At 68.0% G+C, this 17,857-nt stretch carries 14 protein-coding genes and 1 pseudogene; 10 read left to right on the top strand and 5 right to left on the bottom strand.

Going from position 1 to position 17,857, the window contains the following annotated elements; genetic code table 11:
- Positions 1-6: 6 nt before the first annotated feature.
- The gene (locus LT948_RS21025; protein ID WP_004351097.1) at positions 7-315 is read right to left on the bottom strand and encodes a hypothetical protein; all 309 of its coding nucleotides are present in this window, start codon (positions 313-315) and stop codon (positions 7-9) included.
- A gap of 235 nt (positions 316-550) precedes the next feature.
- Between LT948_RS21025 and rapA the strand changes: the two genes are divergently transcribed.
- Both rapA and LT948_RS21015 read left to right on the top strand, forming a co-directional pair.
- Positions 551-3,403 carry an RNA polymerase-associated protein RapA gene (gene rapA, locus LT948_RS21020; protein WP_003130341.1) on the top strand — a complete coding sequence of 951 codons (2,853 nt, stop codon included), beginning with the start codon at positions 551-553 and terminating at the stop codon, positions 3,401-3,403.
- 240 nt (positions 3,404-3,643) lie between these two features.
- Positions 3,644-4,099: a universal stress protein gene (locus LT948_RS21015; RefSeq protein ID WP_003091672.1), complete on the top strand. Its 456-nt coding sequence runs from the start codon at positions 3,644-3,646 to the stop codon at positions 4,097-4,099.
- A 69-nt stretch (positions 4,100-4,168) separates the two neighbouring features.
- Here the strand turns inward: LT948_RS21015 and LT948_RS21010 are convergent, their stop codons facing one another.
- Positions 4,169-5,824: a phosphoethanolamine transferase gene (locus LT948_RS21010; RefSeq protein WP_058180805.1), complete on the bottom strand. Its 1,656-nt coding sequence runs from the start codon at positions 5,822-5,824 to the stop codon at positions 4,169-4,171.
- A 331-nt stretch (positions 5,825-6,155) separates the two neighbouring features.
- Between LT948_RS21010 and LT948_RS21005 the strand changes: the two genes are divergently transcribed.
- Positions 6,156-8,336, top strand: coding sequence for a putative bifunctional diguanylate cyclase/phosphodiesterase (locus LT948_RS21005; protein ID WP_023099361.1), 2,181 nt, complete (start codon positions 6,156-6,158; stop codon positions 8,334-8,336).
- A gap of 3 nt (positions 8,337-8,339) precedes the next feature.
- On the opposite strand, the gene LT948_RS21000 is transcribed toward LT948_RS21005, so the two are convergent.
- Positions 8,340-9,230, bottom strand: a complete 891-nt coding sequence (locus tag LT948_RS21000) for an NAD(P)-dependent oxidoreductase (RefSeq protein ID WP_043082777.1) — start codon at positions 9,228-9,230, stop codon at positions 8,340-8,342.
- 148 nt (positions 9,231-9,378) lie between these two features.
- Between LT948_RS21000 and LT948_RS20995 the strand changes: the two genes are divergently transcribed.
- The 6 genes from LT948_RS20995 (at position 9,379) to LT948_RS20970 (ending at position 14,031) form a co-directional block, all read left to right on the top strand.
- Positions 9,379-10,236: a putative selenate ABC transporter substrate-binding protein gene (locus LT948_RS20995; RefSeq protein WP_003111582.1), complete on the top strand. Its 858-nt coding sequence runs from the start codon at positions 9,379-9,381 to the stop codon at positions 10,234-10,236.
- Complete coding sequence (locus LT948_RS20990; protein ID WP_003138286.1) at positions 10,233-11,036, top strand: phosphonate ABC transporter ATP-binding protein; 804 nt, start codon at positions 10,233-10,235, stop codon at positions 11,034-11,036. The genes LT948_RS20995 and LT948_RS20990 overlap by 4 nt, the downstream gene beginning before the upstream one ends.
- Complete coding sequence (locus LT948_RS20985; protein WP_073657384.1) at positions 11,030-11,863, top strand: PhnE/PtxC family ABC transporter permease; 834 nt, start codon at positions 11,030-11,032, stop codon at positions 11,861-11,863. Before LT948_RS20990 ends, LT948_RS20985 begins: the two co-directional genes overlap by 7 nt.
- Complete coding sequence (gene phnE / locus LT948_RS20980) at positions 11,860-12,630, top strand: phosphonate ABC transporter, permease protein PhnE (protein WP_033939279.1); 771 nt, start codon at positions 11,860-11,862, stop codon at positions 12,628-12,630. The genes LT948_RS20985 and phnE overlap by 4 nt, the downstream gene beginning before the upstream one ends.
- Before the next feature lie 106 nt (positions 12,631-12,736).
- The gene (locus tag LT948_RS20975; RefSeq protein ID WP_003130333.1) at positions 12,737-13,465 is read left to right on the top strand and encodes a hypothetical protein; all 729 of its coding nucleotides are present in this window, start codon (positions 12,737-12,739) and stop codon (positions 13,463-13,465) included.
- Between the two features lie 65 nt (positions 13,466-13,530).
- Positions 13,531-14,031, top strand: a complete 501-nt coding sequence (locus tag LT948_RS20970; protein ID WP_003091690.1) for a hypothetical protein — start codon at positions 13,531-13,533, stop codon at positions 14,029-14,031.
- A 57-nt stretch (positions 14,032-14,088) separates the two neighbouring features.
- Here LT948_RS20970 and LT948_RS20965 read toward each other — a convergent pair whose 3' ends face one another.
- The gene (locus LT948_RS20965; RefSeq protein ID WP_003091692.1) at positions 14,089-16,167 is read right to left on the bottom strand and encodes a phosphocholine-specific phospholipase C; all 2,079 of its coding nucleotides are present in this window, start codon (positions 16,165-16,167) and stop codon (positions 14,089-14,091) included.
- 231 nt (positions 16,168-16,398) lie between these two features.
- Positions 16,399-16,854 carry a DMT family transporter gene (locus LT948_RS20960; protein WP_003091697.1) on the bottom strand — a complete coding sequence of 152 codons (456 nt, stop codon included), beginning with the start codon at positions 16,852-16,854 and terminating at the stop codon, positions 16,399-16,401.
- An 88-nt stretch (positions 16,855-16,942) separates the two neighbouring features.
- Between LT948_RS20960 and LT948_RS20955 the strand changes: the two are divergent.
- Positions 16,943-17,857 (top strand): annotated as a pseudogene (locus LT948_RS20955) (LysR substrate-binding domain-containing protein).

Genomic DNA, 17,857 nt, shown 5'->3' with positions numbered 1-17,857 from the left:
CCAGGGTTACACTTCGATGTCGATCAATTGTCCCTTGCGCGGCAGCTCGTCCGCCTGGGCGCTCTCCCCCGCCTCGTCAGCCGGCGCCTCGCCCCCCTCGTCGCTCCGCGCGTGCGCCTCGCCGCCCTGGCGGCGCTGGCGACGGCGGTATTCCTCTTCCAGCCAGCTTTCCTCGTCGCGCTCCTGGCGCAAGGCGACGCCATCGCTGCCCGCGCCAGCCTGGGTCGGCGCGACCGGCGGAGTGGCCGGACGGGGCTTGGGCGGGTCCTGCTGGACGGTGACCGGGATCAGGCCCTGGGGGATCGGCGGAAGCATGCAGGCAACCTCTCTGGGTAGTGCCGCGTCATGGGTTCTCGCAGCGTGCCGGTTTGCGGCGTTCTTCTACAAGGGTTATCGGTCGACCCGCCGCTCGACTTGAGAACCAGCCGCCAGGCGGTCGCTCCCGTACCGACGGACGGCTCTCCGACGAAGCCCTGGCGCAACACGCAATCCATCGCCAAGCGTCGCTCAACGCCACGCGTTGCGGTACCATACCCGGCTTTTTTGGGAGGTGGACATGGCGCAGTATCAACCGGGGCAACGCTGGATCAGCGACAGTGAAGCGGAATTGGGCCTGGGGACCATCCTGGCCCAGGATGGCCGCCTGCTCACCGTGCTCTATCCGGCGACCGGCGATACCCGCCAGTACGCCTTGCGCAATGCGCCGCTGACCCGCGTGCGCTTCGCCCCCGGCGATGAAGTGACGCACTTCGAAGGCTGGAAGATGACCGTCCGCGAGGTCGAGGAAAGCGAGGGCCTATTGGTCTACCACGGCCTCACCGCGCAGAACGAGCAGCGCACCCTGCCGGAAACCCAGCTCTCCAACTTCATCCAGTTCCGCCTCGCCAGCGACCGCCTGTTCGCCGGACAGATCGACCCCCTGCCCTGGTTCTCCCTGCGCTACCACACTCTCGAACGCCGCAGCCAACTGCTCCAGTCCTCGCTCTGGGGCCTCGGCGGCGCCCGCGCCCAGCCGATCGCCCACCAGTTGCACATCGCCCGCGAAGTCGCCGACCGCATGGCGCCGCGCGTCCTGCTGGCCGACGAAGTGGGCCTGGGCAAGACCATCGAGGCCGGCCTGATCATCCATCGCCAGTTGCTTTCCGGCCGCGCCGGGCGGGTGCTGATCCTGGTTCCGGAAAACCTCCAGCACCAGTGGCTGGTGGAGATGCGCCGGCGCTTCAACCTGCAGGTGGCCCTGTTCGACAAGGAGCGCTTCGCCGAAAGCGATGCCAGCAATCCCTTCGAGGACAGCCAGTTGGCCCTGGTCGCCCTGGAGTGGCTGAAGGAAGACGAACGCGCCCAGGACGCCCTGTTCGCCGCCGGCTGGGACCTGCTGGTGGTCGACGAAGCCCACCACCTGGTCTGGCACCAGGACCAGGTCAGCGCCGAATACGCGCTGGTCGAGCAACTGGCGGAGATCATTCCAGGCGTCCTGTTGCTCACCGCGACCCCGGAGCAACTCGGCCAGGACAGCCACTTCGCGCGCCTGCGCCTGCTCGATCCGAACCGCTTCCACGACCTCGAAGCGTTCCGCCGGGAGAGCGAGCAATACCGCCCGGTCGCCGAAGCGGTGCAGGAACTGCTCGACCACGGCAATCTTTCGGCCGGCGCGCGCAAGGCCATCCACGGCTTCCTCGGCAGCGAGGGCGACGAGCTGCTGGCCAGCGTCGAGGGCGGCGATGAAGACGCCCGCTCGCGCCTGGTCCGCGAACTGCTCGACCGCCACGGCACCGGCCGCGTGCTGTTCCGCAACACCCGCGCCGCCGTGCAGGGCTTCCCCCAGCGCGAGCTGCACGCCTATCCGTTGCCGATGCCGAGCCAGTACCAGGAACTGCCGGCCGGCGAACACCCGGACCTGTATCCGGAAGTGAATTTCCAGCAACAGTGGGAAGACGGCGACGACAACAATCGCTGGTGGCGCTTCGACCCGCGCGTCGAGTGGCTGATCGATACCCTGAAGATGCTCAAGCAGTTCAAGGTCCTGGTCATCTGTGCCCACGCCGAGACGGCCCTCGACCTGGAAGACGCCCTGCGCCTGCGTTCGGGCATCTCCGCCACGGTGTTCCACGAAGGCATGAGCATTCTCGAGCGCGACCGCGCCGCCGCCTACTTCGCCGACGAAGAGTTCGGCGCCCAGGTGCTGATCTGCTCGGAAATCGGCAGCGAAGGCCGCAACTTCCAGTTCGCCCACCATCTGGTGCTGTTCGACCTGCCGGCCCACCCGGACCTGCTCGAGCAGCGCATCGGCCGCCTCGACCGAATCGGCCAGCGACACACCATCCAGTTGCACGTACCGCACCTGGAGAACAGCGCCCAGCAGCGCCTGTTCCAGTGGTACCACCAGGCGCTGAACGCCTTCCTCAATACCTGCCCCACCGGCAACGCCCTGCAACACGAGTTCGGCCCGCGCCTGCTGCCGCTGCTCGACGGCGGCGAGGACAAGGCCTGGGACGCGCTGCTCGCCGAAGGCCGCGCCCGTCGCGAAGCCCTCGAAGCGGAGCTGCACAGCGGTCGCGACCGCCTGCTGGAGCTGAACTCCGGCGGCGCCGGCGAAGGCGAGGCGCTGGTGGAGGCCATCGAGGAGCAGGACGACGACTTCGCCCTGCCGATCTACATGGAGCGCCTGTTCGACGCCTACGGCATCCACAGCGAAGACCATTCGGAAAATGCCCTGATCCTCAAGCCAAGCGAGAAGATGCTCGACGCCGGCTTCCCCCTCGGCGACGACGAAGGCGTGACCATCACCTACGACCGTGCCCAGGCGCTGGCCCGCGAGGACATGCAGTTCCTCACCTGGGAACATCCGATGGTTCAGGGCGGCATGGACCTGGTGCTGTCCGGCTCGATGGGCAACACCTCGGTGGCGCTGATCAAGAACAAGGCGCTGAAGCCTGGCACCGTGCTGCTCGAACTCCTGTTCGTCAGCGAGGCCGTGGCACCGCGCGCCCTCCAGCTCGGCCGCTGGCTGCCGCCGCAGGCCCTGCGCTGCCTGCTCGACGCCAACGGCAACGACCTGGCCGGCCGGGTGTCCCTGGAAACCCTCAACGACCAGCTGGAAAGCGTGCCACGGGTCAGCGCCAACAAGTTCGTCCAGGCCCAGCGCGACGTGCTGGCCAAGCAGTTCGACGTGGCCGAGGGCAAGATCGTCCCGCGCCACGAGGAACGCGTGGCCAGGGCCAAGCAGCAGTTCGCCGCCGCCATGGACGAGGAACTGGCGCGCCTGACCGCGCTCAAGGCGGTCAACCCGAGCGTCCGCGACAGCGAGCTGGACAGCCTGCGCACCCAGCGCGAGGAAGGCCTGGCCCTGCTCGACAAGGCCTCCCTGCGCCTCGAGGCGATCCGCATCCTGGTCGCCGGCTGACGTCCGGCAACGGCTGCGCGAAACGAGAAGCCATGGGCCTCCCCCATGGCTTCTTTCATTTCATTTCCAGCGAAGGCCGCAACGGCGGATGGCCGCGAGCCGGGCGTCGCAGCGGAATCGCGACGGTCGCCCTGCGACTTATTGACCTCCGGCAAAGGTCCGCCGCCCGCGAGGGTCTACAGTGTCCTTGAAGTTTCAAGAACGCCCGGCGGGCGGACACTCACTCTGGAGGGACACCTTATGTACGATCGCATTCTGGTAGCCGTGGACGGCAGCCCGGTCTCCGACCGCGCCCTGGAAGAGGCCATCAAGCTGGCCGGCCTCAGCGGCGGCAAGCTGCGCGTCATCACCATCGTCGACAGCCCGCTGCGCCACCTTCCCGACTACGCGGTGTACTACAACCCCGAGCCGCTGCGCGAAGCCGCGCTGAAAGCCGCCGATGACGTCCTGGCCAAGGCCCGCGAGAAGGTCGAGGCGAGCAACGTCGAAGGCGCCACCTTCGATCGCGTCTGCCAGGAGCGCGCCAGCGAGGAAATCGCCGAGCGCATCGAACTCGAGGCCCAGGCCAGCGATGCCGACGTGGTGGTCATGGGCACCCATGGTCGTCGCGGCATGCGCCGCCTGATGCTCGGCAGCGTGGCGGAAGGCCTGATCCGCGTGGCTTCGCGTCCGGTCCTGCTGGTCCGCGACAAATAAGGCGAAAGCCGACGAAAAAGGCCGTGGGGGGGAATCCTCCACGGCCTTTTTTCTTTCAGCCCCCGTCGCTCACTGGGCTGCCCTGGGCGCGCGGCAACTGGCGAAGATGTCCAGCGCCGGCTGGTACAGCGAAGTCTGTACGTCCAGCAGGCCGAGCACCGAGTGGAACAGGTTGTCGTGGCTCAGGTCCTTGTCGTCGCGCTTGCCGTCCAGGCAACTGCGCTGGATGCCCCAGTTGCCCAGCGCCTGCGGGGCGAACCACATGACCATCGGCACGTGGATCTGCGCCTGGGGCGCGATCGAATAAGGCGCCGCGTGCAGGTAGACGCCATTCTCGCCCAGCGACTCGCCGTGGTCGGACACGTAGATCATCGCCGTATCGCGCTTGTCGGCATTCCGCTTGAGCAATTCGATCACCTTCGTCAGGAAGTGGTCGGTATAGAGGATGGTGTTGTCGTAGACGTTCACCAGCTCTTCCTTGCTGCAACTGCCGAGCTGGTTGGTCCGGCATACCGGCTGGAAGCGTTCCATCTCCTTCGGGTAGCGCTCGTAGTACTCGGGACCGTGGCTGCCATCGGAGTGCAGGACGATGATGGCGTCGTCCTGCAACCCGTCGATGTACTCCTGCAGGCCTACCAGCAGCGACTCGTCCAGGCAGTTCTTGCCGTCGCAGAACGGACTCGGCTGGTTCTTCGGGATGTCCCGGTTGGGCACCCGCAGGCAGGTGCCCTTGCAGTCGCTGTTGTTCTCCAGCCACAACACCTGCACGCCGGCACGCTGGAGAATGTCCAGCAGGCCTTCGTGGGTCTTGGCCTTCTTGTCGCTGTAGTCCTCGCGCGGGTACTGGGAGAACATGCAGGGCACCGAGACCGCGGTGGAAGTGCCGCAGGAACGGACCTGGGTGAAGTTGACGATGTCCTGCTTGCTCAGCTCCGGGTTGGTCTCGCGGGCGTAGCCGTTCAGCGAGAAATGGTCGGCACGGGCGGTCTCGCCGACCACGAACACCAGCAGCGATTTCTTCTGTCGCTGCAGCGCAGCCGGCGCCTGGCGGGCGTCCAGGCCGATCGGCTCGACCACCAGGTGCTCCTTGATCACCAGGCGCTGCTTGGCGTACTTGCCCACCGCGTAGATGTAGTTGGTCGGGTTGATGAAGTGGGTCAGCTTGTCTTCCTCGCGGAAGATCGGCGCGTAGGTGGAATAGAAGCTGCCTACCATTACCGCGACGATCAGCAGGCAGCCGAGCAGCGTCAGGATCTTGTTCAGCAGGCCGCGGAAGAACGGCCGGTAGCGTACCGGCCAGAGCCAGATCAGCAGCGAAGGCAGGACACCGAGCAACAGCAGGTAGCCGAGCAGGGTTGGGTTGACCAGGTCGCCGGCCTCGGTGGCGTTGGTCTCGAAGACGTTCTGCACCATCACCGTGTCGATGCTGATGCCGTAGCTACCCATGAAGTAGGTCGCGCCGGCCGAGCACAGGGCGACCAGGGTCAAGGCCGGCTTGAGCAGCGGGCGGAAGGAAACCAGGGTCAGCAGGAGCGTGAAGGCGGCCCACAGGAACGCCGCGAACGAAGCGAAGAACGCGAAGCCCTTCAAGCCTTGCAGCGGCACCAGGCCATGCAGGGCCTTCCAGGTCGCCGCGTTGTAGAACACCACCAGAACCAGCGCGAACAGCATCACCAGCCGGGTCGAACCGATAGCCGGCAAGAAACGCTTGATACCCCCACCCATTGAAGCAACTCCTGAAACGTAACGGACCGCCGCCACCCCCGTGGCGGGGCGCCCGAACTCTATCGGGCGCCTGGTCAAAATTTCGTGAAGCCTCGCGAGCCCTCGCGGGCGCAGCGATCATGCCCGTGGCGATGGAGCCGGAACAAGCTCAGCTATGCCTTTTCTCCCTGGGAAGATGCCGAAACCGGCCGTATGTCGGCGGCCAGCGACTTCCTTCCATGCCGACCTTGCAGGTGGCTCCCGCTATCTATACTGGAAGCACAATGCCACCCCCATCCCCAGCCCGCGCCCGCGCCGTCCGCGGGTTTTCCGTGTCCAGGGAGACACCGCTATGGATTGGCAAGGCCTGCGCTTCCTCGGAGAGTCTCCCGTCGACGGCTACGTGCTGCAGAACTGCACCTATTCTCCGTCGCTGGTGGCGCTCGCCTTCCTCGTCGCCTGCCTCGCCGGGTACACGGCGCTGGACATGGTCGAGCGGGTCGGCAACAGCCTGAGCCACCCGCGCCGCTGGCAATGGGTCGGGGCGTTCTGCCTGGGCAGCGGCATCTGGGCCACGCATTTCGTCGCCATGCTCGCGTTCCACGCGCCGATCGCCCTGCGCTACGACCTGCCGATCACCGGCCTGTCGCTGCTGATCGCCGTCGCCGCCTCGTACCTGGCGATGTACATGACCGCCCGCCCGCGCTTCGGCCTACTGCCCTGCCTGCTCGCCGCCTGCTGCATCGGCCTGGGCATCGCCGCCATGCACTACACCGGGATGGCGGCGATGCGCTCGGTGGCCACCCAGTACTACCAGCCATCGCTGTTCGCCCTTTCGGTACTGATCGCCATCGGCGCCGCCTTCACCGCCCTCGCCGCGGTCCCCTACCTGCGCGGCCGGCGCAGCGCGCGCTACCGCTACATGAAACTGATCGCCAGCCTGCTGCTGGCCGGCGCCATCGCCGCCATGCATTTCACCGGGATGGCCGCGCTGGTGCTCAGCGTACCCGCCGGCACGCCGCTGGAACTGCAAGCCAGCGCCGACTCGCTGCGCCTGGGCTGGCTCACCGGAGTGCTCGCCAGCGCCATCGCCGCCTGCGGCATCTGGGCCGCATGGTCGGAGAAACAACGGGAGCGCCGGCTCAGCGAAAACAGCCGGGTCAACGCCCTGCTCAACCAGCTCGACCACGCCCACGCCTCGCTGCGCCAGATGGCTCGCTACGACAGCCTGACCGGCCTGCAGAACCGCACGGCATTCAACGAAGTGTTCGTCCAGCACCTGGAGAACTGTCGCCTGAGAGGCAAGGGCCTGGCGGTGATGTTCCTCGACCTCGATCACTTCAAGCGGATCAACGATTCCCTCGGCCACGACTCCGGCGACGAGCTGCTGAAGATCGTCTCCGAACGCATCCGCAGCGTGTTGCGCGATAGCGACGTGGTGGCGCGCTTCGCCGGCGACGAGTTCTGCGTGCTCGCCGACCTCACCCAGGACCACGAGGCGCACATCCTCTCGCAACGCCTGATGCAGAAGATGAAGGAACCCATCGCCCTGGACGGGCGCACCCTGGTGATGACCGCCAGCGTCGGCGTCAGCCTCTACCCGAACGACGGCGAGCAGTGCGAGGAGTTGCTGAAGAACGCCGGCCTGGCCCTGCACCAGTCCAAGGCCTGCGGGCGCAACAACGCGCAGTTCTTCAGCCGGCAACTGCTGGTGCGGGCGACCCAGGAACTGCAGATGGAGGAGGAACTGCGCCAGGCCCTGCGCGACGACCAACTGGAGCTGCACTACCAGCCGATCCTCGCCCTCGCCGACGGCGAGGTACACCAGTTGGAGGCATTGGTGCGCTGGCGCCATCCGACCCAGGGCCTGCTCGGTCCGGACCGCTTCATCGGCCTGGCCGAAGCCAACGGCATGATCGACCAGCTCGACGACTGGGTGCTGCGACGCGCCTGCCGCGACCTGCGCAGCCTGCACCTGGCCGGCCACGAACGGCTACGGGTGGCGGTCAACTGCTGCGCCAGCAATCTCGGCCGGGCCAGCCTGGTCGACGAAGTCCGTCATGCGCTGGAGCAGGCCGGGCTGGCGGCGCGCTTCCTCGAACTGGAGGTGACCGAGGACGCGCTGATGTACAACATCGACCAGACCATCCCGCTGCTCGAACGCCTCCGCGAGCTGGGCGTCAGCCTGTCGATCGACGACTTCGGCACCGGCTATTCGTCGCTCGCCTACCTGCGCCGCCTGCCGCTGGACGCGCTGAAGGTGGATCGCTCGTTCATCATGGACATCCCCGCCTCGCAGCGGGACATGGAAATCGCCCAAGCGATCATCGCGATGGCCCAGAAGCTCCATCTGAAAGTCGTCGCCGAGGGCGTGGAGACCCCGCAGCAACTGGCGTTCCTGCGGGAGAACCATTGCGAGCTGGTGCAGGGCTACCTGTTCAGCCGGCCGCTGCCGCTGGCGGCCCTGGAAGAGTTCCTCCGCGCCTACCGCTTCGACGCCGCGCCGCCGCTGCGCAGCCTGAACCAGGCCTGAGGTTCACTCGACGGCGGTCCGGTATTGCTCCACCAGGGTCGCCGGATCGCGTTCGAGATAGCCCTGGCTGCCGTGCAGACGCATCAACTGCGCGGCCAACCCGCTCATCGGGGTGGCCGCGCCTTGCTCGCGGGACAGCTTCACCGCGGTATCGAGATCCTTGAGCAGGGTCCGTACGTGCCACTTGACCGGCTCGTAACGGCTCTCGGCCATTTGCGGGGCGAGGATCTGCAACGGCTTCGAGTCGGCGAAGCCGCCCGCCAGCGCCGGAGCGACCAGGCTGGCGTCGACCCCGGCCCGCTCCGCCAGCGCCACCACTTCGGCGATCACCAGGGCGTTGCAGGCAACGATCATCTGGTTGCAGACCTTGGTCACCTGCCCGGCGCCCACCTCGCCCATGCGCGTCAGGCGCTGGCCGAGCCGGGAGAGGACCGGCCGCAGGCGCTCGATATCCGCTGCGCGTCCGCCGGCCATGATCGCCAGGCTGCCGCTTTCCGCGCCCGGCGTGCCGCCGGAGACTGGCGCGTCGACCCAGCGCGCGCCGCAGCGCGCCTCCAGCTCGGCGGCCATCTCGCGGGTGGCGGCCGGCTCGGCGCTGGAGAAATCCACCAGCAACTGCCCGGGCCTGGCGTTCTCGACGATGCCGCCGGCGCCGAACACCACTTCGCGCACCGCCGCGGTATCGGCCAGGCAAAGCATCAGGATTTCCGCGTCGGCGGCCAGTTGGGCCGGGACCTCGACGGCTTTCGCGCCTTCGGCCGCGAGCAACTCGCGTTTGCCCGGCGAACGGTTCCACACCGCCAGCGGATAGCCGGCGGCCAGCAGCCGGCGGCACATGGGCACGCCCATCAGGCCGAGACCGGCGAAGGCAAGGGAAGGCAGGGAAGCGGACATGGCGGACTCCAATACGCAACGAATGGGCACGGGGAGCGCCATATTACCCGCGAGGCGCCGGCGAGCAACGCCGCGACGGCTGCCCAAGCGGGCCGCGCACCACTATACTCCCCGGGTTTTTTCCGCCATTGAACCGGAGAACTCTCCCATGTTGAAACGCTCCCTGGCGCTCGCCGCCGGCATCGCCCTGTCCCTGTCCGCCGCGCTCGCCCACGCCGAAGCCCTGAAAGAACTCAAGGTCTCGGCGATCCCCGACGAAGCGCCCACCGAACTGCTGCGCAAATTCAAGCCGCTCGGCGCCTATCTGGAGAAGCAACTCGGCATGCCGGTGAAGTTCGTCCCGGTGGCCGACTACGCCGGGGTGGTCGAGGCGCTGGCCGCCGACCGCCTGGACATGGCCTGGCTGGGTGGCTTCACCTTCGTCCAGGCGCGGCTGAAGACCGGCAACGCCATCCCCTTGGTGCAGCGCGAGCAGGACCAGCAGTTCACCAGCAAATTCATCACGGCCGATCCCCAGGTGAAATCCCTGCAGGACCTGAAGGGCAAGACCTTCGCCTTCGGCTCGGTCTCCTCCACCTCGGGCAGCCTGATGCCGCGCTACTTCATGCAGAAGGACGGCATCGTCCCCGAGCAGTTCTTCTCCCGCGTCGCCTACTCCGGCGCCCACGACGCCACCGCGGCCTGGGTCCAGGCCGGCAAGGTCGATGCCGGCGTGCTGAACGCCTCGGTCTGGCAGAAGCTGGTGGACAGCGGCAAGGTCGATACCGCCAAGGTCAAGGTCTTCGCCACCACGCCGACCTACTACGACTACAACTGGACCGTGCGCGGCAACCTCGACCCGGCCCTGGCCGAGAAGATCAAGCAGGCCTTCCTCGCCCTCGACCCGGCGAAACCGGCCGACAAGGAGATCCTCGACCTGCAGGCCGCCAGCCGCTTCATCGAGACCAATCCGGACAACTACAAGGGCATCGAGGAGTCCGCACGCGCCGCCGGCCTGCTGAAGTGAGCCTGAGCCTCGACGGCGTGGACCTGGTCCACGCCGACGGCCAACGCGCCCTCGCCGACATCCGCCTGCGCCTGGCCGCCGGCGAACGGGTGGCCCTGATCGGACCTTCCGGCGCCGGCAAGACCAGCCTGCTGCGGGTGCTCGCCAGCCAATGGCGGCCCAGCGCCGGCCGTGTCGAACTGCTCGGCGAGGAGCCCTGGGCGCTATCCGCCGCCGCCCGCCAACGCCTGCGCGCGCGCATCGGCCTGGTCCACCAGGCGCCGCCGCTGCCGCCACGGCAGCGGGTGGTCAGCGCGGTACTGGCCGGACGCCTCGGCCAGTGGCCGCTGTGGAAGAGCCTGGCCAGCCTGGTCTATCCGCTGGACCGCGCCGGCGCCCACGACGCGCTGCAACGCCTGGATCTCGGCGACAAGCTGTTCCAGCGCTGCGACCAGCTTTCCGGCGGCCAGTTGCAGCGGGTCGGCATCGCCCGGGTGCTCTACCAGCGCGCCGAGCTGATCCTCGCCGACGAACCGGTCTCGGCCATGGACCCGGTGCTCGCCGGCCATACCCTGGCCCTGCTCAACCGCGAGGCCGCCGCGCGCGGCAGCACCCTGCTGGCCAGCCTGCACGCGGTGGACCTGGCGTTGCAACACTTCCCCCGGGTGATCGGCCTGCGCGCCGGACGCATCGCCTTCGACCTGCCCGCCGGCGAAGTCGACCGCGCCGCGCTGGACGCCCTCTACGCCAACGAACAACTGCAAGCCGAGCGCGCCAGCCCGGCCAGCGAACCCGCCGTGGTGCACATCCCACGATGCTGAACGCCGCTTCTCCACCGCGCGATCCCGCCGCCCTGCCGCGCCTGCTGCTGACCCTGGCCGCGTTACTGCTGCTCTGGCCGGGGCTGCGCCTCAGCGAACTGGATATCCCCGCCCTGTTCAGCGGCGACAACGCGCGCACCATGGGCGGTTTCCTCGCCGGCTTCTGGCCGCTGGCGCACGATCCCGAGTTCCTCGCCCTGCTCGGCCGCGCGACCCTGGAAACCCTCGCCATCGCCACCGCCGGCATGGCCCTGGCCTGGCTCCTGGCGTTTCCCGCCGCACTGCTGGCGACCCGCGCCCTGTCGCTCTCGGCACTGCCGCGCGGCGGCCTGCCGGCCTGGTGGGCACGGGCACTGCGCTGGCCGGTGCGTGGCCTGCTGATCCTCCTGCGTAGCGTGCCGGAAATCGTCTGGGCGCTGCTGTTCGTCCGCGCCGTGGGCCTGGGGCCCACCGCCGGGGTGCTGGCCATCGCCATCACCTATGCCGGCATGCTCGGCAAGGTCTACGCGGAAATCTTCGAGTCGGTGGATCCGCGCCCCACCCGCGCCCTGCTGCTGGGCGGCGGATCGCGGCTGGCGGCGTTCGCCTACGGGGTGCTGCCGAACGCCGCCGGGGAAATGATTTCCTACACCGTCTATCGCTGGGAGTGCGCGATCCGCGCTTCGGTGGTGATGGGCTTCGTCGGCGCCGGCGGCCTCGGCCAGCAGATCGACCTGTCGCTGCGGATGTTCGCCGGCGGCGAGGTTGCCAGCATCCTGCTGACCTTCCTCCTGCTGGTCCTCCTCGCCGACCTGCTGAGCCGCTTCCTGCGCGGGAGGCTGGCATGAGCCGGACCTGGCGCCTGCTGCTCTGGCCGCTGCTGGTGGTGGCCGCGGTGGGCGCCTCGTTCGCCTACCTGGACATGGCCACCGCAGGTCTTTTCAGCGGCAAGGGACTGGGCCAGATGGCCGCCTACGCCAGCGAGTTCTTCCCGCCCGACCTGTCCGCCCCGCACCTGCGGGCGATTGGCCGCGGGCTGCTGGAAACCCTGGCCATGTCGGCCATCGGCACCCTGCTGGCGGCGCTGCTCGGCCTGCTCTTCGCGCTGCCGGCGGCAGGTCGCTTCGGCGTGCCGGCGCAGAGCCTGGCGCGACTCCTGCTCAATGCGCTGCGCGCGGTGCCGGAGCTGGTCTGGGGTGCGCTGATGGTGCTGGCGGCCGGGCTCGGGCCGAACGCCGGGACCCTCGCCCTAGCCCTGCACACCGGCGGCGTGCTCGGCCGGCTGTTCGCCGAAGCCCTGGAGAACACCCCGGCGCAGCCCGCCGAGGCCTTGCGCCTGGCCGGCAGCGGACGCCTCGCGGCATTCGCCTATGGCACCCTGCCGGGGGTCTGGCCGCAACTGGTGGCCTATACCCTGTACCGCTGGGAGAACAATATCCGCATGGCCAGCGTGCTCGGCTTCGTCGGTGCCGGCGGGCTCGGGCAGATGCTCTATTTCAGCCTGAGCCTGTTCCAGCAGGCCCAGGCCGCCACGGTGATCCTGGCCATGCTGGTCCTGGTGCTCGGGGTCGACAGCCTGAGCGCCTGGGCGCGGCAGCGCTGGGTCAGTCAATAACCTCCCTTAGGAAATTTCCGAATCCCGTCGAAGATCGGCCATCATCGACGGTCAGAGACATCGGGGAGGCGGCTTGCGCCTCCGCTCATCCAGGGAGAGGAAAATCATGCGTACACCACTGCTATCCGCGCTGCTGCTGGGCCTGCTGGCCCTCGGCGGCTGCAGCCTGCCCCAACAGCAGGCCGGCGCGCCGACCGAGCAGCGGCTCGGCACCCAATGGGGCGAAGGCGTCGCCTCGCCGGTCACCTCGGTGGCCCTACGACGTCTATCGGAGCAACCGGTCGATCGCCGCCAGGTGTTCTACAGCGCGAGCCGCTTCGATGGACGTGCCATCAAGGAACTGCCCCTGGCCAAGGGCCGGGTCGGCTTCGCCGTACTCGACGAGGATGGCGGCAAGTTCGACCTGGTGCAGCACCGCAGCACCCTGCAGCTCCAGGGTCGTGAAGGCCAGCGCTACCGACTGTGGCTGAACAACCTCGGCAGCGCGACCTACGAGGTGGTCGCCACGGTAGACGGCCTGGACGTGCTCAACGGCCAGCCGGGCAGCCTGAAGAACCGCGGCTATGTGCTGGAACCGGGCGAGAACCTGGTGATCGAGGGCTTCCGCAAGAGCGAACGGGAAGTCGCGGCATTCCGCTTCGCCAGTCCCGACGATGCCTACGCCAGCAACAGCGCGGCCGGCGACAGCCGCAACCTCGGCGTGATCGGCGTGGCCCTGTTCGAGCTGGACGCTCCGGCCAGCGGTCGCGAGGCGCCGGCCGACGGACCGCAGGCATTTCCCGCCGACGCCCGGAACGGCGGCGGCTACGCGCCGCCGCCGCGCTATCGCGACTGAGGCATCTTCACGAAAACTGCGCGGCGGCGTTCCTTCATAAGCAATCCATCTCACAGGAGCCGCCGATGAACCGCTTTTCACTGCCCCGCCCCGACGCACGCCAGTGCGTCGCCGGCCTGGGTTTCTCCGCCCTTCTGCTGCTGGCCTCCTCGGCCAACGCCGCCGCCTGCCGCGACATCACCAGCGTGCAGCAAAGCGCCGACGCCACGCGCAATACCTCGATGGGCGGCCACGTGACCCAGCACATCTACGGGATGACGCCGCCGTCCGGCTCGTCGCAGAAAGACAAGACCCTGTTCAAGTCGAGAGGCAACTACGACGCGGCCTGGCGCCAGTACGGATACATCGACAATCCGGTGGCCTGCAGCGGCAACAGCAAGTTCCAGGTGGTTTCCCTGGAGAAGCTGCACATGGGCAAGATCGATGCCTACTCCTGCAAGCAGGCCGACGGCCAGGGCGTCTGCACGCGCTGGGATACGTACATGGCCAAGGAGATTTCGTACGGTTTCGTCCTGAAAGACGGCAAGTGGATCCTCAATACCCTCTACCCGGTTCCCCTCGACTAGGGCGCAGGCCGTCCGCGCCGGCCGCCCCATTGCAGGGAGCCGGCGCGACCGTCCGGGTCAGAAGGTCAGCGTGCCCAGGCCCATGCCCGGGTCGCTGAAGCCGGAGCGACCATCTTCCATGCGACCGCTGAAACGCCGCAGGAAGCTGTCCGCCCCCTGCGCGCTGACGCTGAAGTCGTACCAGTTGCCGCTGCTGCGCAGCGAATAGCGGACTTCCCGACGCTGTCCCGGCGGCACGTTGACGGTACGCCGCTCGCCCTGGCGATAGACGTTGTCCTTGACCGTCAGCTTGACCGGATGGCGGCCACGGTTGATCAGTTGCACGCGCAGGTTGCCGAACAGCGGCTCGTAGTCGATCCGCACTTCCGGCAGCGGCGCCTTGCGCTCCGCCAGATCGCGCCGCAGGTTGCCGCGAAAGACCCGGAGGAAACCGTTCGGACCGTGCACTTCCAGGTGGTAGTCGCCGCTGGCGTCGCCCTGGAAGCTGTCGTGCAGGCGCTTGCGCGCGCCAACGGTGTAGCGTTTCGGCGGGTTCTCGCTGTCGAGCAGGTCGAACACCTGGAACACCGCGCCGGCCTTGCCGGTGTTGGCGAAGGTCAGGCTCAGCGCGTCTCCGCCGCTGCGGTAGCGCGCATGCACGCCCAGCTCGTAGGGCAAGGCGCGGGCCGGACGGATGCCCATTTCCTGCTTGGGCATGGCGGCCACCGCCGGCGGCTTCGGCTTCGGCAGCTTGATCTGGCTGGCGACGATGGCGTCGGCCTGGCTGGTGTCGGGCAGTTCGGGGAACGGCTCGTTGTTCGGGTTGGCGAAGTTGAACGCCGAGGTCAGGTCGCCGCAGACGGCACGACGCCAGGGACTGATATTCGGCTCCATGACCCCGAAGCGCTGCTCCAGGAAGCGGATCACCGAGGTGTGGTCGAACACCTGGGAGTTGACCCAGCCGCCCTTGCTCCACGGCGAGATCACGTACATCGGCACCCGCGGGCCGAGGCCGTAGGGCTGGTTGCGATAACGGATATCGCCCTTGGTGTGCCATTCGAGGGTGGCGTCGGCGGTGGTCTTGCCGCGCAGCGTGCCGTCCTTGTTCAGGCTCGGCGCGGCCGGCGGGGCGATGTGGTCGAAGAAGCCGTCGTTCTCGTCGAACATCACCAGCAGCGCGGTCTTGCTCCAGACCTCCGGGTTGGCGGTCAGCGCGTCGAGTACCCAGGAAGTGTACTCGGCCCCCCAGATCGGGCTGGACGGGCCGGGGTGTTCGGAGTACTTGGCCGGGGCGACGATCCAGGACACCTGCGGCAGGCTGTTGGCCAGCACGTCGCGCTTCAGCGCATCGAGCTTCCAGGTGCTCAGGCCGTTGACGATCAGCGGCGAGTCAGGCGCCGCGGCGCGGTACTGGCGGAAGCCGATCAGCGGGTTGTCGGAGAAGTTGTCGGCCATGTCCTGGTAGACCCGCCAGGTGATGCCGGCGGCCTGCAGGCGCTCGGGATAGGTGGTCCAGGTGTAGCCCTGCTCCACCGGGCCGTTGCTGTCGTGGTCGTTGGTGGTTACCGGGCCGCCATGCTGGCCGAGCGGGTCGTTGGTGCCGGTCCAGAGGAACAGCCGGTTGGGGTTGGTGCCGCCCTGAAACGAGCAGTGATAGGCGTCGCAGATGGTAAAGGCGTTGGCCATCGCGAACTGGAAGGCGATGTCCTGCTCCTTGTAGTAGCCCAGGGAACGCTCGGTCTTGGCCGGCAGCCACTTGTCCATGCGCCCTTCGTTCCAGGCCTGCTGGGCGTCCGGCCAGGTGTGCGGGGTACCGTCGACGCGCTGGGCGCTGGTGGTGCTGGTGTCGAAGTGGTAGGGCAGGATCTCGCCCTTGCTGCCCTTCTGGTGCCAGACCCGCTGGCCATCGGGCAGCGGGATCGCCATGCGGTCGCCGAAGCCGCGGACGCCCTTGAGGGTGCCGAAATAGTGGTCGAAGGAGCGGTTCTCCTGCATCAGGATCACCACGTGCTCGACGTCCTTGAGGTTGCCATGCCGGCGGTGCGCGGGAATCGCCAGGGCCGCCTGGATGCTCGACGGCAGCATGCTGGTGGCGACGGTGGCGCCGACCGTACCGGCGGCCAGGCGGATGAAGCTTCTTCTGCTTTTCGAAATCATCGGGGGGACTCACCAGGTCAGGGTGTGGCACAGGGCTGCCGAGCGCATCCATGACGCCCGCAGGCTCACTCGGCAGCAAGCTGTTCGAACCCCGACGACGCTAGTGAGGGAAAAAGACGCTTTGGTTTCAACACGCTTTGCAACAACTATTCATGCCAACTTCATCACAATTTCAGATCAAGATTTTGGTCTAGGCCAGATTCCACTTGACAGCCTTTGCCGGCACTCTCCTCACGCTCTTCCCCGCCATTGCAGGAGCAATACCCCCGCCACCACCAGCGCCAGGCCGAGATAGCCCTCCCAGGACAAACGGCGCACCGGGAAACCGGCCCAGCCGAACTGGTCGCAGAGCGCCGAGACCAGCATCTGCCCAGCCACCACGCACGCGATGAAAGTGGCGGCGCCCAGGCGCGGCGCGACCAGGATCGCCACCGTCAGGTAGGCCGCGCCGAACAGCCCGCCGAGCCAGCTCCACCAGGGCGCGCCGCCGAGGCTGGCGGTAGCCGGCAGCGGCACCCGCACCAGCAGCAGGCCCAGGCTGACCACCCCGAGGCTGACGCCCAGCGAAGTCAGGCTGGCGCTCAGCGGATGGCCGAGCAGGCGCCCGAGCAAGGCGTTGCTGCCGGCCTGCAGCACCACCATGCCGCCCACCGAAACTGCCATCAGTACCATCAGATAATTGGGCATGCTGATTCTCCTCCTCCGGCCATTGCCTCTGGAGCGGAGTTTTTGCTATCCACTTCGCGAATGGAAATCGATAGTTGGTACATCCTCCATGCAGCAGATTCATGACCTACGCCGTATCGACCTCAACCTGCTGGTGGTGCTCGACGCGCTCCTCAGCGAGCGCCACGTGTCCCGCGCGGCGCAGCGCCTGGCCATGTCGCAGCCGGCGGTCAGCCACGCCCTCGGGCGTCTCCGCGAACTGTTCGGCGATCCGCTGCTGGTGCGGGTGAAAAGCCGCATGCAGTTGACCAGCCTGGCGCTGGAGCTGGCGCCGAAGCTCCAGGCCAGCCTCGACCAGGTGCGCGGGGTGATCGGCGGGCCGGCCTTCGAGCCGGTGCGCAGCCGGCGCCACTTCCGCCTGGGCATGTCCGACTACGGCGCCTGAGTGGTGCTGCCGGCGCTGCTGCGCCAGCAACAGGCGCTGGCGCCCGGGGTGAGCTTCGGGATAGTCCAGGAACCGCGCCTGGAAACCGCCCGGCAGGTCGCCGAAGGACAACTGGACTGCGCGCTGGGGGTATTCCCCCTGCTTCCGGAGGGCGTGCGCGCCAGGCGCCTGTTCGAGGAGCGTTTCGTCTGCGTCTGTCGGCGCAGCCTGTTCGACCGCCCCGACGGCCTGTCCCTCGACCGCTACCTGGCGGCCCGCCACGTGCGCGTCTCGCTACAGGACAACCCGGCCGAGGAAGTCGACAGCGCCCTGGAAAAACGCGGCCTGCGCCGGCAGGTAGCGCTGACCCTGCCGCACTTCACCGTGGCCCCGGCGCTGCTGGCCGGCACCGACCTGGTACTGACCATCGCCGAGCGCATCCTCGAACGCCTGCGGCTACCCGAGGAACTGGCGGTCTGCGAGCCGCCGCTGGCGATCCCGCGCTTCGACTACGTGCAGATCTGGCGCGGCGACGCCGAGCGCGAAGCGGCCGGCGCCTGGCTGCGGGAACAGATCCAGACGGCGGCGCGGAAGATCTGA

The organism is Pseudomonas sp. CP-1 (assembly GCF_021213715.1).
Classification (GTDB): Bacteria; Pseudomonadota; Gammaproteobacteria; order Pseudomonadales; family Pseudomonadaceae; genus Pseudomonas; species Pseudomonas aeruginosa.
This window is presented reverse-complemented; position numbering and strand designations above follow the sequence as displayed.

Coding starts and splice junctions, on each gene's coding strand:
- LT948_RS21025 (WP_004351097.1), bottom strand. CDS start 315: ATGCTTCCGCCGATCCCCCAGGGCCTGATCCCGGTCACCGTCCAGCAG.
- LT948_RS21015 (WP_003091672.1), top strand. CDS start 3,644: ATGTACGATCGCATTCTGGTAGCCGTGGACGGCAGCCCGGTCTCCGAC.
- LT948_RS21010 (WP_058180805.1), bottom strand. CDS start 5,824: ATGGGTGGGGGTATCAAGCGTTTCTTGCCGGCTATCGGTTCGACCCGG.
- LT948_RS21005 (WP_023099361.1), top strand. CDS start 6,156: ATGGATTGGCAAGGCCTGCGCTTCCTCGGAGAGTCTCCCGTCGACGGC.
- LT948_RS21000 (WP_043082777.1), bottom strand. CDS start 9,230: ATGTCCGCTTCCCTGCCTTCCCTTGCCTTCGCCGGTCTCGGCCTGATG.
- LT948_RS20995 (WP_003111582.1), top strand. CDS start 9,379: ATGTTGAAACGCTCCCTGGCGCTCGCCGCCGGCATCGCCCTGTCCCTG.
- LT948_RS20985 (WP_073657384.1), top strand. CDS start 11,030: ATGCTGAACGCCGCTTCTCCACCGCGCGATCCCGCCGCCCTGCCGCGC.
- phnE (WP_033939279.1), top strand. CDS start 11,860: ATGAGCCGGACCTGGCGCCTGCTGCTCTGGCCGCTGCTGGTGGTGGCC.
- LT948_RS20975 (WP_003130333.1), top strand. CDS start 12,737: ATGCGTACACCACTGCTATCCGCGCTGCTGCTGGGCCTGCTGGCCCTC.
- LT948_RS20970 (WP_003091690.1), top strand. CDS start 13,531: ATGAACCGCTTTTCACTGCCCCGCCCCGACGCACGCCAGTGCGTCGCC.
- LT948_RS20965 (WP_003091692.1), bottom strand. CDS start 16,167: ATGATTTCGAAAAGCAGAAGAAGCTTCATCCGCCTGGCCGCCGGTACG.
- LT948_RS20960 (WP_003091697.1), bottom strand. CDS start 16,854: ATGCCCAATTATCTGATGGTACTGATGGCAGTTTCGGTGGGCGGCATG.